This window comes from Aquimarina pacifica, from assembly GCF_000520955.1.
Lineage (GTDB): Bacteria > Bacteroidota > Bacteroidia > Flavobacteriales > Flavobacteriaceae > Aquimarina > Aquimarina pacifica.
In genome coordinates, this window is record NZ_JACC01000005.1 from 1 (window position 1) to 267 (window position 267).

At 41.6% G+C, this 267-nt stretch carries 1 protein-coding gene; it reads left to right on the forward strand.

What is annotated here, in order from left to right; translation table 11 throughout:
• On the forward strand, window positions 1-267 hold a 267-nt coding region (locus DZ60_RS22415), incomplete at both ends, for a BACON domain-containing protein (RefSeq protein WP_034228610.1).

Consider the following 267-nt stretch of genomic DNA (forward strand, 5'->3'; position numbering starts at 1 on the left):
TATCACTCAAGAGGGAGCCGATGTAACTCCTGAAACATTAACCGTGGCTGCAGTATCGAACTTCTCTGCTAACGGAGGGACGCAAACTAGTGCCGTTACATCAAATGTAAACTGGACCGTATCAGAAAATTCAAACTGGGTATCTATTACGCCTACAAGTGGTAGTGATAACGGAACTATTTCTATTACAGCAGCAGAAAATACAAACACAACCACTAGAACTGCGACTATAACAGTAAGCGGTGGAGATATTACAACTTCATTAAC